At 68.9% G+C, this 15910-nt stretch carries 15 protein-coding genes; 10 read left to right on the forward strand and 5 right to left on the reverse strand.

Annotated features, from left to right (window positions below; all coding sequences use genetic code 11):
• Positions 1–117: 117 nt before the first annotated feature.
• Positions 118–1284: an alpha-hydroxy acid oxidase gene (locus ABD866_RS13430; protein ID WP_345066042.1), complete on the forward strand. Its 1167-nt coding sequence runs from the start codon at positions 118–120 to the stop codon at positions 1282–1284.
• A gap of 33 nt (positions 1285–1317) precedes the next feature.
• Here ABD866_RS13430 and ABD866_RS13435 read toward each other — a convergent pair whose 3' ends face one another.
• Complete coding sequence (locus ABD866_RS13435) at positions 1318–1836, reverse strand: c-type cytochrome (RefSeq protein WP_345066045.1); 519 nt, start codon at positions 1834–1836, stop codon at positions 1318–1320.
• Between the two features lie 205 nt (positions 1837–2041).
• Between ABD866_RS13435 and ABD866_RS13440 the strand changes: the two genes are divergently transcribed.
• The 5 genes from ABD866_RS13440 (at position 2042) to ABD866_RS13460 (ending at position 5691) form a co-directional block, all read left to right on the forward strand.
• Entirely contained in the window at positions 2042–2617 is a 576-nt protein-coding gene (locus ABD866_RS13440; protein WP_345066048.1) for an RNA polymerase sigma factor, read from the forward strand.
• 10 nt (positions 2618–2627) lie between these two features.
• The gene (locus ABD866_RS13445) at positions 2628–3413 is read left to right on the forward strand and encodes an anti-sigma factor (RefSeq protein WP_345066051.1); all 786 of its coding nucleotides are present in this window, start codon (positions 2628–2630) and stop codon (positions 3411–3413) included.
• A 193-nt stretch (positions 3414–3606) separates the two neighbouring features.
• Entirely contained in the window at positions 3607–4542 is a 936-nt protein-coding gene (locus ABD866_RS13450; protein ID WP_345066053.1) for a DUF3034 family protein, read from the forward strand.
• A gap of 35 nt (positions 4543–4577) precedes the next feature.
• The gene (locus tag ABD866_RS13455) at positions 4578–5042 is read left to right on the forward strand and encodes a group I truncated hemoglobin (RefSeq protein ID WP_345066056.1); all 465 of its coding nucleotides are present in this window, start codon (positions 4578–4580) and stop codon (positions 5040–5042) included.
• A gap of 79 nt (positions 5043–5121) precedes the next feature.
• On the forward strand, positions 5122–5691 hold the full coding sequence (locus tag ABD866_RS13460; RefSeq protein WP_345066059.1) for a cupredoxin domain-containing protein: 570 nt from the start codon (positions 5122–5124) through the stop codon (positions 5689–5691).
• 15 nt (positions 5692–5706) lie between these two features.
• Here the strand turns inward: ABD866_RS13460 and ABD866_RS13465 are convergent, their stop codons facing one another.
• Positions 5707–6480, reverse strand: coding sequence for a c-type cytochrome (locus ABD866_RS13465; protein WP_345066062.1), 774 nt, complete (start codon positions 6478–6480; stop codon positions 5707–5709).
• Positions 6481–6755: 275 nt separating this feature from the next.
• Here ABD866_RS13465 and ABD866_RS13470 point away from each other — a divergent pair, with 275 nt between their 5' ends.
• The 4 genes from ABD866_RS13470 (at position 6756) to ABD866_RS13485 (ending at position 13183) form a co-directional block, all read left to right on the forward strand.
• Positions 6756–8444 (forward strand): thiamine pyrophosphate-binding protein, encoded by a 1689-nt coding sequence (locus ABD866_RS13470; protein ID WP_345066065.1) that lies wholly within the window; start codon positions 6756–6758, stop codon positions 8442–8444.
• A 122-nt stretch (positions 8445–8566) separates the two neighbouring features.
• Positions 8567–9766: a DNA polymerase IV gene (dinB, locus tag ABD866_RS13475; protein ID WP_345066844.1), complete on the forward strand. Its 1200-nt coding sequence runs from the start codon at positions 8567–8569 to the stop codon at positions 9764–9766.
• A 75-nt stretch (positions 9767–9841) separates the two neighbouring features.
• Positions 9842–11401: a methyl-accepting chemotaxis protein gene (locus ABD866_RS13480; RefSeq protein WP_345066068.1), complete on the forward strand. Its 1560-nt coding sequence runs from the start codon at positions 9842–9844 to the stop codon at positions 11399–11401.
• A gap of 225 nt (positions 11402–11626) precedes the next feature.
• Positions 11627–13183 (forward strand): methyl-accepting chemotaxis protein, encoded by a 1557-nt coding sequence (locus tag ABD866_RS13485; RefSeq protein ID WP_345066071.1) that lies wholly within the window; start codon positions 11627–11629, stop codon positions 13181–13183.
• 39 nt (positions 13184–13222) lie between these two features.
• Here the strand turns inward: ABD866_RS13485 and queF are convergent, their stop codons facing one another.
• The 3 genes from queF to yaaA all read right to left on the reverse strand — a co-directional run bounded on the left by queF (position 13223) and on the right by yaaA (position 15904).
• Entirely contained in the window at positions 13223–14068 is an 846-nt protein-coding gene (queF, locus tag ABD866_RS13490) for an NADPH-dependent 7-cyano-7-deazaguanine reductase QueF (RefSeq protein WP_345066074.1), read from the reverse strand.
• Between the two features lie 187 nt (positions 14069–14255).
• Entirely contained in the window at positions 14256–15122 is an 867-nt protein-coding gene (locus ABD866_RS13495) for a 2OG-Fe(II) oxygenase (protein ID WP_345066077.1), read from the reverse strand.
• Positions 15119–15904, reverse strand: coding sequence for a peroxide stress protein YaaA (gene yaaA, locus ABD866_RS13500; protein ID WP_345066080.1), 786 nt, complete (start codon positions 15902–15904; stop codon positions 15119–15121). Before yaaA ends, ABD866_RS13495 begins: the two co-directional genes overlap by 4 nt.
• Positions 15905–15910 lie beyond the last annotated feature (6 nt).

The following is a 15910-nucleotide window of genomic DNA, read 5'->3' on the forward strand; positions in this document are numbered from 1 at the left end:
ATACTTCGGTACCGTGGGGGCTGCAAATTTGTTGCAGGCCCACGAAATAAATTTGATGGTCGGCTGGGCCGCGCCGCCCTACGATGCGGCGCTGTTGCTGTTCGACCGGAGCCTCTTGTGCCTGACCTCTCCAAGATCACCTGCATCGAAGACCTGCGCCGTGTGGCCCAGCGGCGTGTGCCGCGCATGTTCTACGACTATGCCGATTCGGGCTCCTACACCGAAGGCACCTACCGCGCCAACGAGACCGATTTTCAGCGCATCAAGCTGCGCCAGCGGGTGGCCGTGAACATGGAAGGCCGCAGCACCCGCACCACCATGGTGGGCCAGGCGGTGGCCATGCCGGTGGCGATTGCGCCCACAGGGCTCACCGGCATGCAGCATGCCGACGGCGAGATTCTGGCTGCGCGTGCGGCCAAGGCCTTCGGCGTGCCGTTCACGCTCTCGACCATGAGCATCTGCTCCATCGAAGACGTGGCCGCGCACACCGACCGCCACCCTTTCTGGTTCCAGGTGTATGTGATGCGCGACCGCGATTTCATTGAACGCCTGATCGACCGCGCCAAGGCCGCGAACTGCTCGGCGCTGCAGCTCACGCTGGATTTGCAGATCCTCGGCCAGCGGCACAAGGACATCAAGAACGGCCTGTCCGCACCGCCCAAGCCCACGCTGCGCAATCTGGTCAACCTGGCGACCAAGCCGCGCTGGTGCCTGGGCATGCTGGGCACGCCGCGGCGCACCTTCGGCAACATCGTGGGCCATGCCAAGGGCGTGGGCGACCTGTCCTCTCTGTCGTCCTGGACGGCCGAGCAGTTTGACCCCCAGCTCAACTGGAAGGACGTGGAGTGGATCAAGAAGCGCTGGGGCGGCAAGCTGATCCTCAAGGGCATCATGGATGCCGAGGATGCGCGCCTGGCCGTGGACAGTGGCGCCGATGCGCTCATCGTCAGCAACCACGGGGGCCGTCAGCTTGACGGTGCGCCCTCGTCGATTGCGGCGCTGCCCGCGATTGCCGAGGCCGTGGGCCGCGACATCGAGGTTTGGATGGACGGCGGCATCCGCAGCGGGCAGGACGTGCTCAAGGCCCGCGCGCTGGGCGCGCAGGGCACGCTGATCGGCCGGGCCTTTCTGTATGGCCTGGGGGCGTACGGCGAGGCCGGTGTCACCCGGGCGCTACAGATCATCCAGAAAGAGCTCGATATCACCATGGCGTTTTGCGGCCACACGCAGATCGACCGGGTGGACCGCAGCATCCTGCTGCCGGGCACCTACCCCACGGCCTGACAGGCTGCGCGGCGGTCGAACGAAGGGTCAGGCTCAGCGTGGCGGTGTCCGCGCAGGGTCGCGCAGCGTGGCCAGGTAGGCCACCACGTCTTCGCGGTCCTGGGCGCTTTCCAGCCGCACGTCCATCAGCTGGCCCGGGATCAGGGCCTCCGGGTCTTCGAGCCAGGCCTTGAGCGTGGCCCGGGTCCAGAGCACGCGGCTGCTGCGCAGTGCGGGCGAATAGTCGTAGTCCTTCAGCGCCCCGGCGCGCCGCCCCAGCACCCCGCGGTGCCGCGGGCCGTCCATGTGGCGGTCGGGGTGGTGGCACATGGCGCATTCGGCCTGGTACACCGCACGCCCGCGTTCCACCGAGCCGGTGCGGGTGGCAGCCGTCTGCGCGGTGGCTGGCAGCGCCAGCAGCAAGCCCCACACCAGCGCGCTGTACCCCGCCCAAACCGCCCGTCGCAGGGCAGGGCCGCTGGAGGCTGCCGTGGCGGCCGCGGCAGACCACCGCGGGCTGCTGCGCAGAACGGTGGAAACGGTGGGTGTGCTGGCGGTGCGGCACGGGGTCATGGATCGCGCTTTCCTGGTGGGGCGGAGGCTGGCCCGGACACATCGCCCAGGCTGCAGGCCCTCCTGCGCAGGATACGCAACGCCGCGGATTTTGGATGCAGCCTCCTGTGGCACTCGGGTACTGCATCTGCGCGCTGCAAGGCCGCGTACTCGGAACAAGGCCGACTGTCCCTGTCAGGCCGACACCCTGCCGCACAATGGGCGCATGAGCACCCGCAACCCCGACGAAGAGCTGATGACCTTGATCGACCGCGTGGCCGCCCGCGAGGAGCGCGCCCTGCAGGAGCTGTACGAGCGCGTGTCTTCGCGCCTGTATGGCCTGGCGCTGAAGGTGGTGCGCGAGCGCAACCTGGCCGAAGACGTGCTGCAGGAGGCCTTCGTCACCATCTGGCGCAGCGCGGGCAGCTATCGTGCGGCGCTCAGCCCGCCGCTGGCCTGGATGGGCCTGATCGTGCGCAGCCGTGCGCTCGATGCGCTGCGACGCCGCACGGCCGAGCGCGCCGACGTGACCGACGCGTTCGACGACTCCCATGCCGAGCAGTTGCACGCCGACGAGGCCTCGCCGCAGGACGCAGCCGAGGCCAGCCAGCAGGCCGTGGTGCTGCACCAGTGCCTGGGCCGGCTGGAGCAGCGCCAGCGTGAGGTGGTGAGCCTCGCCTATCTGCGCGATATGAGCCATGGCGAGCTGTCCGAGCAGCTCAAGCTGCCGCTGGGCACCGTCAAGAGCTGGATCCGCCGCGGGCTGGAACAACTGCGCCAGTGCATGGCGCGCTACGCCTGAGGAGCGCACCATGGCCTGGTACCAACACCCTGAACTGCTCGACCGCCTGGCAGCGGCCTACGCGCTGGGCACTCTGCGCAGCGGCGCGCGCCGCCGCTTTGAAACCGTGGCCCGCGACTATCCGCACGTGCGCGCCGCCGCCTGGCGCTGGCATGCCCACTTTGCGGGCCTGGCCGAGCTGCAGACCGCCGTGGCGCCCGACCCGCTGGTGTGGCAGCGCATCCAGATCCAGTTGCGCAACGAGGGCGCTGCCGAACGCCAGCGCCTTGCGGCGCAGGCCCCGGCCGCGCCCACCGGCTGGTGGCACCGGCTGGGCTGGTGGCGTGGCGCGGCGGCCACAGGGGCGTTTGCCACGGTGGTGGCCGTGGTGGCGGGCGTGCTGGCCACCCAGCAGGTGCGCGACCTGGGGGCCGCGCAGATTGCGCAGCTGCAGCGCGAACTGGCTGCCACGCCCAAGATTCAGTACGTGGCCGTGCTGCAGGACGAGCAGGACGCGGCCTCGATGCTGGTGACCTTTGACGAGCGGCGCGGCCAGTTGGAGCTGCAGCGCGTGGGCAGCTTCCGCGAGGCCAGCGATCGTTCCTTGCAACTGTGGGCGCTGCCGCCTTCGGGCGCACCGCGTTCGCTGGGCGTGCTGGGCGAAGACCGCGTGCTGCGCTTGCCGGCCACACCGGGCGCGGTGCGCGAAGTGCCGGCGCTGGCCATCAGCCTGGAGCCCCGAGGCGGCGTGCCCAGCGAGCGCGGGCCCACCGGGCCGGTGCTGTTCAAGGGCGCGCTGATCGAGCGCATGCTCTGATCCGGTCGGGTCGGGTCGGGTCGGGGCTGGGCCGCCGCGCCGCGGCGAGCGGGCATGTCCGCGGCCCGGGCATAGGCCGGTACGGGCCAATAGCCGAGCAGCCTTCTCGGGTAATTGCATCCAAATGTTCGCGGGTCTGCGTATCCACGGTGGAATGACTTCAACATCCACCCACGCTTGCGAAAGACCCCTTATGACGACCCCTCACCTTCTGGCCCTGTGTGCCAGCCTGGCGCTGTGTGCTGCGGGCACGGCCCACGCCGACTCCGGAAAACTGCTGCTCACGGGCGGCGTGAGCACCATTGGCGGTTCGGCCGGTGGCGGCCTCACCCCCTGGGCCGTGACGGGCACCTATGCCACCGAAGGCCAGGTGGGCGGTAGCGCCTACCTGACCCGGGCGGGCACGCAGGACTACAGCCTCACCGGCTACGGCGCGGCGCTGTCGCTGCATGACCGCGTGGAGCTGTCGCTGGCGCGCCAGGATTTCGACGCGTCGCCCGCCATCGCCCTGAACGGCATTGCACCCTTTGGCGTGACGCCGGGCCAGCACATCAAAATGGACATCGTGGGCGTGAAGGTCAAGGTGGCAGGCGACGCCATCCTGGACGCCGACACCTGGATGCCGCAGATTGCCGTGGGGCTGGAGCACAAGCGCGTGCGTCCGGGCTCGCTGCAGTCGGTGCTTGATTTTCTGGGCACGCGCACTTCGGGCACCGACGTGTACGTGAGTGCGACCAAGCTGCTGCTCGACAAGAGTCTGCTGCTCAATGGCACGCTGCGCTACACCCGCGCCAACCAGAACGGCTTGCTGGGCTTTGGCTCGGCCGCTCCGGGGCGCGACCGCTACAGCCTGCAGCCCGAGTTCTCGGTGGCTTACCTGCTGCGCAAAGATCTGGCCGTGGGGGCCGAGTACCGCTTCAAGCCCAACAACCTCGAAGCCCTGGGCGCTGCCGCCGGGCTGGGTGGGGCGCTGCGCGAAGACGACTGGAAGGACTTGTTCATCGCCTGGGCGCCCAACAAGCATGTCTCGCTCACGCTGGCCTACGTGGACCTGGGGCGCATCGTGCCCGGTATCACCAACCAGCGCCGCCAGACCGGCTACTACCTCTCGGCCCAGGTGGCCTTCTGACCCCGTACCAGCCTTTGATTCGCGAGATTTCTGCCATGACCCACTTCCTCCGATCCCTGGCCCTGGCTGCGCTGTGTGCGGCCGCGCCTGCTGCATTTGCCCAGACCGCACCCGCAGCCCCTCAGACCAGCTCTGCCGCGCCCGCGGGCCTGTACCAGGCCCTGGGCGAAAAAGCGGGCATTGCCCGGCTGATGGACGACTTCGTCAACCGTGTGGTGCAGGACGCCCGTATCCGCGACCACTTCAAGGACACCAAGCCCCAGGCGCTCAAGGAAAGCCTGACCGACCAGATCTGCGAGCTGACCGGTGGCCCCTGCAAGTACGAAGGTGCTGACATGAAGTCCGCCCATGCCGACATGCAGATCAACAAGGCGCACTTCAATGCGCTGGTCGAAGTGCTGCAGGCGGCCATGGATGCGCAGCGCATCCCGTTCGCACAGCAGAACCGGCTTCTGGCGCTGCTGGCGCCCATGCACCGCGACATCATCACGGTGCGGTGACGGCATGCGAAACGCTATTATTTTGATAGCTGCTTGTGCTTGGATATCCAGCACGAGCGCCGGAAATGTCCAAGTCCAGGTGCTGGACCGCGACGGCCGGCCGGTGCAGGATGCCGTGGTGGTGGTGTACCCCACGGGCGCAGCGCCTGCGCCCGCAGCGCTGCTGCCGGCCGCACCCGTGATCGAGCAGGAGCGCATGCGCTTCGTGCCCCAGGTCACGGTGGTGGCCCCGGGCACCACGGTGCGTTTCACCAACCTGGACCGCTGGGACCACCACGTGCGCGGTACCTCGGCCAGCGCCCCGGGCGCGCCCGAGCTGGCGGGCTTTGAGCTGCGTCTGGCCGGCAAGGTAGACGGGCGGGCGAGCGACCAGGCCGAGGTGCGCTTTGACCAGGCTGGCGTGCTGCTCCTGGGTTGCCATCTGCACGGTTCAATGCGGGGCCACGTGTTCGTCACCGACTCGGCCTGGACGGTGAAGACCGACGCCGACGGCATTGCGCGCCTGAGCGGTGTGCCCGATGGCCCCGCGCAGCTGCGGGTGTGGCAGGCCGACCAACTCGTGGACTTGCCTCGGCGCGCGGTGCAGGTGTCGGCCACCCCGGTGCTGGAGAGCGTGCAGCTCAGCGTGGTGCCGCGCCGCCGCCGCTGACGTCGGAGCGCAGCCTCAGCGCTGCGACGCGTGCATCCGCATGGGCTGACCCAGTCCCGTGGCGTTTGCCGTGTCGTGCTGAGCCGCTGACCAGGTGATGGGCCAGACAGGCCCGCAATCGCTGCAAGGCAGGGCCAGTCCGTCTGGCGTGGTCATGGATGCCATGGCGCTGGCACTGGCACTGCGTGCGGGCGGGCGGCGGTGGTCGATGCGCGCCGCGGCATCCGTGTCCCAGCCCAGGCCATAGCGCACGCGCTGTACCAGTGGCCATTGCACCACGGCGGCCTCGCCGGGCGCAGGCGGCAATTGCCGCAGGTACGACACCAATGCCGACAGCTCGTCCATGCTCCAGCCGTGGTAGCGCTCGCTCGGCATGGCCAACACGGGCCGCCCATTGGGCTTGACGCCATGGCGGATCGCGCTGTTCCAGTCCTCGGGCTGGTAGCGGGCCACGGCCCCAGCGGGTGTCAGGTTGGGGGCCACCAGCCGCAAGCCTGCTCCGCTTGCAAACTCTTGTCCGCGCCCATCGGCTCCGTGGCAGTGCACGCAGCCCGCATCCAGGTACAGGCGCCGGCCGCGCTCGATGGTGACCGCATCGGTGGTGTAAGCCACGGCACGCGACTTCACCGCCACGTCGCGTTGCATGCGGGCGTCGGCCTGCTGCAGCGCCCAAGCCAGCCCTGCCAACGCCGCCACGCCCAGGCCTGCAGTCGCCAGCGCCAGCGACGCCACCCAGCGGGGCGGCCGGGAGCGCTTTGGGGACAGGGGCGGCGAGACGGCAGACAACACGAGCGAAGCAGGCGAGGAACAGGCAGCGGCATTACCACGCACCACTGGTGCCGCAGCATGGGGCTCTGCGGCTGTAGCGGGGCGCAAGCGCCGGATTCTGCGCACGGTTCGTGACAGCGGCATGCAACAAATCGCAACCGTGCCGACGATTGGTGACATTTCGCACGGCGCGGGCAGCGCGTGCACGGCGCGGCGGCCAGCGCTATGCTGGCTGCCTCGTACTTCGGGGCTGGGCCGCGCACGGTGGCGAGCCAGCCCGCCGACTTCTGCATTCCATGACCCCTACCCACACCCACTCCCGCACTGGCGGCCAGATCCTCGTCGACCAACTCATCGCGCACGGCGTGCAGCAACTGTTCTGTGTGCCGGGTGAAAGCTTTCTGGCCGTGCTGGATGCGCTGCACGACGCCGACATCGCCGTGACCGTGTGCCGCCAGGAGGGCGGGGCCGCGATGATGGCCGAGGCCCAGGGCAAGCTCACCGGCCGCCCGGGCATTTGCTTCGTCACGCGCGGGCCCGGGGCCACCAACGCAGCGGCGGGCATTCACATCGCGCACCAGGATTCAACCCCGCTGATCCTGTTCGTAGGCCAGGTGGCCCGCAACGCTCTGGGGCGCGAGGCCTTTCAAGAGCTGGATTACGGGGCCGTGTTCGGCACCATGGCCAAGTGGGTGGTGCAGATCGACGACCCGGCGCGGGTGCCCGAACTGGTGTCGCGGGCCTTCCACGTGGCCACCTCGGGCCGCCCCGGGCCGGTGGTGGTGGCGCTCCCTGAAGACATGCTGGTCGAAGCAGCCGAGGTGGCCGACGCCTTGCCCTACCGTACGCCGCCCACCCACCCGGCGCCTGAGGCGCTGCACGAACTGACGGCCCGCCTGGCCGCGGCCGAGCGCCCGGTGCTGGTGCTCGGCGGCAGCCGCTGGACGCCGCAGGCCGTGGCCGACATCACGCGCTTTGCCGAGGCCTGGTCGCTGCCCGTGGTGTGCTCGTTCCGGCGACAGATGCTGTTTCCGGCGGCGCATGCCTGCTACGCGGGCGACCTGGGGCTGGGCGTGAACCCCGCGCTGCGTGCGCGCATTGCGGGGTCTGATCTGGTGCTGCTGCTGGGCGGGCGCCTGTCTGAAGTGCCCTCGCAAGGCTACGAGCTGCTGCAGATTCCCAACCCCGCCCAGCCGCTGGTGCATGTGCACGCCGACGCGGACGAACTGGGTCGCCTGTACCGCGCGGCCTTGCCCATCCATGCCACGCCCGAGGCCATGGCCGCCGCCCTGGCCGCCACGGCGCCGCACGCCAGCCCCCCGGGCTGGGCCGCCCACACTGCGCAGGCGCGGGCGGAATACCTGGCCTGGAGCGACCCTGCGGCCATCCGCATTCCGGGCGCTTTGCAGATGGGCGCGGTGATGCAGCACCTGCGCGAGGTGCTCCCGGCGGACACAGTGTTCTGCAACGGCGCGGGCAACTTCGCCACCTGGGTGCACCGCTTCTGGCGCTTTGGCGGGCATGGCACGCAGCTCGCGCCCACCAGCGGCTCCATGGGCTATGGCCTGCCCGCGGGGGTGGGGGCCAAGCGGTTGTGGCCGCAGCGCGAGGTGGTGGTGTTTGCGGGCGACGGCGACTTCCTGATGCACGGCCAGGAGTTCGCCACCGCCGTGCAGTACGGGCTGCCCATCGTGGTGGTGCTGCTCGACAACGGCATGTACGGCACCATCCGCATGCACCAGGAGCGCGAATACCCGGGCCGCATCAGCGCCACGCAGCTGCGCAACCCGGATTTCTGCGCCTACGCGCAGGCCTTCGGCGGCCATGGCGAGCGGGTGGAGCGCACCGAAGACTTTGCCCCTGCGCTGGCCCGGGCACGCGCGAGCGGTCTGCCCAGCCTGCTGCACTGCCCGATCGACCCGGAGGCCATCACCCCCACCGGCACCTTGTCGGGCATCCGGCAGGCCGCGCTGGCGCGGACCTGACCGGGACGGCCCCAGGCCCCGGCGGGAGGGACAATCGGCGGGTGACCGATCTGCCAGCCCCCGCAACCTTGCCCATCGAAGCCCCTGCGGCTGCGCTGCCGCGCCGTATCGCGCATCTGGACATGGACGCCTTCTATGCCAGTGTGGAGCTGCTGCGCTACCCGCAGCTCAAGGGTCTGCCCATCGTCATCGGTGGGGGACGCAGGCGGCTGGACGAGGCGCTGGCGCAGGATTACGCAGACGTGCCGCCGCACGAGATCCCGGTGGCGGCCTTCCCGCGCCTGGCCGACTACACCGGCCGCGGCGTGATCACCACCGCCACCTATGCGGCGCGCGCGTTTGGTGTGGGCTCGGCCATGGGGCTGATGAAGGCGGCGCGCCTGTGCCCGCAGGCCATCCTGCTGCCGGTGGACTTTGACGCCTATCGGCGCTGCTCGCGTCAGTTCAAGGCCGTGATCACCAGCATTGCCCCGGTGATGGAAGACCGGGGTGTGGACGAGGTGTACATCGACTTCACCCAGGTGCCCGGCGGGCAGCGCGAAGGCGGGCGCGTGCTCGCGCGGCTGATCCAGAAGAGCATTTTCGAGGCCACGGGTCTGACCTGCTCGATCGGCGTGGCCCCGAACAAGCTGCTGGCCAAGATGGCCAGCGAGTTTGACAAGCCCAATGGCATTTCCGTGGTCTGGCCGGACGACCTGGGCACGCGCATCTGGCCGCTGGCCTGCCGCAAGATCAACGGCATTGGCCCCAAAGCCGACGCGCGCCTGCAGTCGCATGGTATCCACACCATCGGCGATCTGGCGCAGAGGCCGCTGGCCTGGCTGGTGCAACACTTCGGCAAGGCTTATGGCGCTTGGCTGCACGATGCGGCCTGGGGGCGCGACGAGCGGCCGGTGGTGACCGAGAGCGAACCCGTGTCCATGAGCCGTGAGACCACCTTTGAGCGCGACCTGCACGCGGTGCACGACCGTGCCGAACTGGGCCGCATCTTCACCGCGCTGTGCGAGCGTGTGGCCGAAGACCTGCAGCGCAAGGGCTATGTGGGCCGCACCATCGGCATCAAGCTGCGCTACGACGACTTCCGCACCGCCACGCGCGACCTGACCCTGTCCGAGCCCACGCAGGACGCCGCCGTCATCCGCCAGGCGGCGGGGCAGTGCCTCAAGCGCGTGCCGCTGCAGCAGCGCCTGCGTTTGCTGGGCGTGCGGGTGGCGGCGCTCGAGAAGCCGGGCGCTGCGCCGGTGCCACCGGGTCGTATGCCAGCGCCGCGCCGCAGCCGCGGCACGGCGCTGTCCGATCCGCACACGGTCCCGTTGTTCTGACGGTTTTCCCGCATACGGCGCAGCCGGCGTCCGCTTAGACTGGGGCGCATCAGTTTTGTCCCTCTGGTGCCAGCCATGCGCGTGAATCTGCCGGTCTCTCAACACGAATTCGACTACCCGGGTGACGAGCTGCTGGTGTCCACCACCGACACTCGAGGCGTCATCACCCACTGCAATCTGGCGTTCATCCGGGTGAGCGGCTACGAGTATGAGGAGCTGATTGGTCAGCCGCACAACCTGATCCGCCACCCGGACATGCCTGCCGAGGCGTACAAGGACATGTGGCGCACCATTGGGCGCGGACAGCCGTGGACCGGCATCGTCAAGAACCGGCGCAAGGACGGCGACCATTACTGGGTGCGCGCGAACGTCACGCCGATCATGGAAGGCGGAAAGCCGCGCGGCTACATGTCGGTGCGCACCAAGCCCACGGCGGCCGAGGTGCAGGCGGCCGAAGCGCTGTACGCCCAGATGCGCGCCGAGGCCGCTTCGGGTCGGCCCACCCTCGACCTGGAGGCGGGCGTGGTGTACCACCGCGGCCTTCGGGGCTGGTGGGCGCACCTGCGCAACCTGCCGCTGCTGCCGCGCCAGGCGGTGTTGCTGGTGGTGCTGGGGTTTCTGGTCATGCTGCCCGACCTGCTGGGCTTGCAGGGAGCGCTGGCCTGGGGGCTGCGCTTGCTGGCGCTGTTTGCCGGGGGCGCATGGCTGCTGTGGCGGCAGCAGGCCACGCTGCTGGACGGCGTTGCGCAGGCCAACCGCTTCGCGGCCGACGTGTCGGGCTGCAACTTGTCGACGCAGATTCGCACCGACTTCCCGGAGCCCCTGGGCACGCTGATGCAGCGGCTCAAGCAGGTGCAAATCAATCTGCGTGCAGTGGTCGGCGATGTGCGCTCGGAGGTCCATCTCTTCACGCGCACGGCGGGTGAGATCGCGCAAGGCAGCCTGGAGCTGTCGGCGCGCACAGAGTCGCAGGCCAGCAGCCTCGAGCAGACGGCTGCCTCCATGGAGCAGCTGGCCGGGACCGTCAAGCACACGGCCGAGGCCGCCGCCCAGGTGTCTGTGGAGAGCGACCAGTGCAGCCGGATTGCCGCCGAAGGCGACAGTGCGGTGCAGCAGGCAGGCTCTGCAATGGCCCAGATGAAGCATTCCTCGGCCAAGATCAACGAAATTGTCGGCATGATCGAAGGCATTGCCTTCCAGACCAACCTGCTGGCGCTGAACGCCGCCGTGGAAGCAGCCCGTGCGGGCGAGCAGGGCCGGGGCTTTGCCGTGGTGGCCGGAGAGGTGCGCGCGCTGGCCCAGCGCAGCGCTGCAGCCGCCAAGGAGATCAGCGGCCTGATCCACGGCACGGTGGAGCAGATCGCGGGCGGGGCGCAGCAGATGGAGCATGCGCGCGCCACGATCCAGGAAGTCGTCAACGCCGTGCAGCGCGTGAGCGGGTTGGTCGCCCAGATCAGCAATGCCACCCGCGAGCAATCCCTGGGCATTTCTCAGGTCAACCAGGCCGTGGCCCAGCTCGACGTGGTCACCCAGCAGAACGCGGCCCTGGTGGAAGAGTCCACGGCCTCTGCGCGCAGCCTGCGCGCTAACGCCGAGACACTTGGGCACTCGGTGGAAGTGTTCCACCTGCCCTGAGCACCTGGCCCGGCGCAGCGCATGCGAGGGCGACGCGGAACCCCGGTGGCACCGTGTGCCGCTGCATGCTGGTTGACCTGCGGGCCGGGCACTGCCCGGCGCCCCGACCAAGGCGTTTGATATCGGTCAATGCGCTTGCTGCGGCCCCCGGATACCGTATGGTCGGCTTGGCACCGCGACCGACACCACGGGCGGCGGACCAGGCAGACGCCGTGGAGGGCGGTCATGCGAACAAATCTTCCTGTCACCCAGCGGGAGTACCTGTTCCCCAAGGAACAACTGCTGGTTTCGACCACCGATGCGCAAGGGCGCATCACGCACTGCAACACGGCTTTTGCCGAGGTCAGTGGCTACGGCTACGACGAGCTCATGGGCCAGCCGCATAACCTGATCCGGCATCCCGACATGCCACCAGAGGCCTTTGCCGACATGTGGTCCACCATTGGCCGCGGGCGGCCCTGGACGGGCATCGTCAAGAACCGCCGCGCGAACGGCGACCATTACTGGGTAGAGGCCAATGTCACGCCCATCATGGACAACGGCAAGCCCGTGGGCTACATGTCGGTGCGCTTTCAGCCCTCGCGCGAGCAGGTGGCCGCGGCCGAGGCCCTGTATGCCCGTATCGCGCAGGAGCGTGCCTCGGGCCACCGCACCATCAAGCTGCATGCAGGGCGTGTACGGCGTCTGGGCTGGCGCGACCTGCCCGGGCGTGTGCACCGCATGACGGTGTCGCAGCGCCTGGCCCTCGGGCTGTCGCTGCTCACGGGCCTGGGCCTGCTGCCTGGGCTGCTGGGTATGGCAGGCGGCGCAGCGCTGGCGGCGCAGGCCGCGCTGCTGCTGCTGGGCAGTGGCGCCCTGCTGGGCTGGTTTTATGTGACGGTGGCGCGGCCGATGGAAGACCTCGACGAATTCGCGGCGTCTCTGGCGGCTTGCAATCTCAAGGCCGATGTCACCAAACTGCATCCGCACGTGCTCAGTTCGCTGATCCGCAGCGTCTGGCAGGTACAGATCAACCTCAAGGCCGTGATCTCAGACGTGCGCGCCGAGGTGGACGTGTTCAGCCATGCCAGCGGCGAAATTTCTGCCAGCGCGGCCGAACTCTCGGCCCGCACCGAAGACCAGGCCAGCAGCCTGGAGCAGACGGCCGCCTCAATGGAGCAACTGGCCAGCACCGTGCAGCACACGGCCGATGCAGCGCGCCAGATCGCCAGCCAGAGCCAGAACAGCAGCGACATTGCGCACCAGGGCAGCGCCTCGGTGGGCAGCGCCAACGAGGCCATGCAGGCCATCGCCGGCTCTTCGCGCCGTATGGCCGACATCATTGGCATCATCGAAGGCATTGCGTTCCAGACCAACATCCTGGCGCTCAACGCGGCGGTGGAGGCCGCGCGGGCCGGTGAGCAGGGCAGGGGCTTTGCGGTGGTCGCGTCCGAGGTGCGTGCCCTGGCCCAGCGCAGCGCCACAGCCGCGCATGAGATCCGTGATCTGATCAGCAATTCCACCGACCAGGTCGAATCGGGTGCGCGCTACGCGGCCGAGGCCCAGGCCACGATCTCCAGCGTGGAGAAATCGGTGCGCGATGTTTCGCGGCTGATGCGCGAGATCACGAATGCCACCGGGGAACAATCGGTCGGCATTTCGCAGGTCAATGAAGCCGTGGTGCGGCTCGAAACCGTGACCCAGCAGAACGCCAACATGGTGGACGAAACCGCGCAGTCGGTGGCAGTGCTCAACGAGCGCACCAAGACGCTGCGCCGCGCCGTGGACGTGTTCCACATGTGAGGTGTGCCGGGGCACGGCGCCCCGGCCGCTGGCGGGCGGTTACTGCCGCGCCGTGCGTACGTTGGGCGGCAGGGCCTGCGGGTGGCTGGTGCGCCAGGGGTTGATGTCCAGCCCGCCACGGCGGGTGTAGCGCGCATACACCGTGAGCTTGACCGGGCGGCAGCGCGTCCACACGTCCATGAAGATGCGTTCCACGCACTGCTCATGGAATTCATTGTGGTTGCGAAAGCTCACCAGGTAGCGCAGCAGCCCTTCCTGGTCGATCTGCGCGCCGCTGTACGCGATCTGCACGCTGCCCCAGTCGGGCTGGCCCGTCACGAGGCAGTTGCTCTTGAGCAGATGACTCACCAGCACTTCGGTCACCGGCGCTTCGTCGTGCCGGGCGTGCAGCAGTTCGGGCGCGGGCTGGTAGTGCGTGCATTCCACATCCAGCCGGTCCAGGTCCAGGCCCTCGAGCTCCTGCACCCGCTCGCTGCCGAAGGCTTCGGGCAGCACCAGACGCACGCCCACCGTGCCGGTGCGCTCGCTGCCGCGCCACACGGCCTCGCTCAGGTCGGTGCGCAGGCGCGCCTGCACCTCGGCCGCATCGGCAAAGCGGGTGTTGTTGTAGCTGTTGAGGTAGAGCTTGAAGGACTTGCTCTCCACGATGTTCGGCGTCTCGCAGGGCACCGTCACGTGGGCCAGCGCCACCTGCGGCTTGCCGCGCGGGTTGAGCCAGGACAGCTCGAACGCCGTCCACAGGTCGGCCCCGAAGAAGGGCGCGTCGCCCGCGATGCCGATCTCGGCGCGCTTGCCAGCGCGCGGAATCGGAAACAGCAGCGAGGCGTCGTACTGGTCGGCATAGGCCGAAGCCTTGCCCAACTGCGATTGTTCAGGCGTGTTCATGGAAGATGACCGGTTGGTTTGCTATCAAAATAGGAGCTGCTCGTGCTTGATTTTGCTGGTTGATATGCCAATATGCTTCAAATCTGCATCGCACGGCATGGTCTGGGGCAGGCTGCGTCCTCGCCACGGGGCCCGCGCACTGCGCCGAGCGTCTTTGCGGGGCAGGGCGCATGCCCGCTGTCGGGAGTCAGCGGAACTCGCGCTCGCGCAGCCACTTGGTGGCAATCCACTTCTCCCCGGCAATCACGGGCGCGCCGCCGTGCAGCGTGCGCGTGCTCGGGTGCGGGCGCTCGTAGCTGAAGAACACCGCATGGCCGCGCTGCGGCGCGACTTCAAGGTGGATGTCGGGGAAGGTGGTGCCGCCGCCTTTTTCGGGCGTGTTCAGGTACATCACCAGTGTGCCCACGCGCTGCCCGCCGCGTTTGAGGATGGTGGGCGTACCGGGCTCGGCCGGGTCAAAGTAATCGTAGTGGGGCTTGTATTCGGCCCCGGGGCGGTAGTGCAGCACCTGCAAGCCCTCGCCGTTTTCCACGGGCCAGCCCAGCAGGCGCGCAATGCGCGCTTCAATGCGCTGTACCAGTTCGGTTTCACCGCGCTGGAAGAACATGCCGTCGCTCGTGCGGTCGTCGTTCACCTCTTCGCCGCCGGTGCGCGTGGCCACCGTGAGCGAGCGCGCCATGCGCGGCCGGGCCGCTTCGATCAGCGCGTCGCATTCCTCTGGCGAGAGCAGATTGCCCAGCACCACTACGCGCGGCATGGCCAGGGCCATGAGCACCGACACCGCGCGGTCGCCTGCGTCGAGCACGGTGGGCGAGTCGTCGATGGCCAGGTCGGGCACGGGCACGGCCGGAGGCAGGCCCTGCTCGCGCGCCACGCCTTCCAGGTGTTCGCGCAGTGTAGATTCCATGGCCTCGGTGGCCACGGCTTCGTCCCAGCCCGCGTCCAGCATGGACTGCAGCACCACTGGGGCTGAATGCCCGGCCTGCGCCTGCTCGACGATCCAGCGCCGCAGTTCCGGCGTGATGGCCTGTGCGGCCGCCTGCTTGCCCATCATGCGTCTCCTTCGGTGCGGCGGCGGAACACCAGCCGATCGGGTGCGCTGGCACCCGGTGCGAAAGCGTACCCTTCCAGGTCGAAGCCTTCCAGTGCCTGGGGCGACTGCGCGCGCTGCGTGATGGCATAGCGCGCCATCAGCCCGCGGGCCCGCTTGGCATGGAAGCTGATGATCTTGTAGGCACCGCCCTTCCAGTCCTCGAACACACATTCCACTACGCGGGCCCGCAGGGCCTTGCGGTCCACGGCCTTGAAGTATTCCTGCGAGGCGAGATTCACCACCACCGGCGCTGTATCGCCCTGCTGCAGCGTGTTCAGATGCTCGGCAATGGCCGGGCCCCAGAACTGGTAGAGGTTGTTGCCGTGTGCCGTGGGCAGCCGGGTGCCCATCTCCAGGCGGTAGGGCTGTAGCCAGTCGAGCGGGCGCAGCACGCCGTACAGGCCGCTCAGGATGGCCACATGGTCCTGGGCCCAGGCCAGGTCGTCGTGGCTCAGACTGCGCGCGTCCAGCCCCTCGTACACGTCACCGTTGAAGGCCAGCACCGCTTGCCGGGCGTTGCGTGCCGTGTGGCGGGGCTTCCAGGTGGCATAGCGGGCCACGTTCAGCGCCGCCAGCGCATCGCTCAGCGACATCAGCGAGGCGATGTCCTGCGGGGCGTAGGCGCGCAAGGTGTCGATCAACTCGGCGGGTTGGGTTGAAAACACCGGCTGCGTGGCCGGCAACCCCTCAGGCACGGGGGTGTCGTAGTCCAGGGACTTGGCAGGAGACAGCAGGAACAGCATGGCCGG

The sequence above is a fragment of the Acidovorax lacteus genome (assembly GCF_039540375.1).
In the GTDB taxonomy this organism is placed as follows: Bacteria; Pseudomonadota; Gammaproteobacteria; order Burkholderiales; family Burkholderiaceae_C; genus Acidovorax_G; species Acidovorax_G lacteus.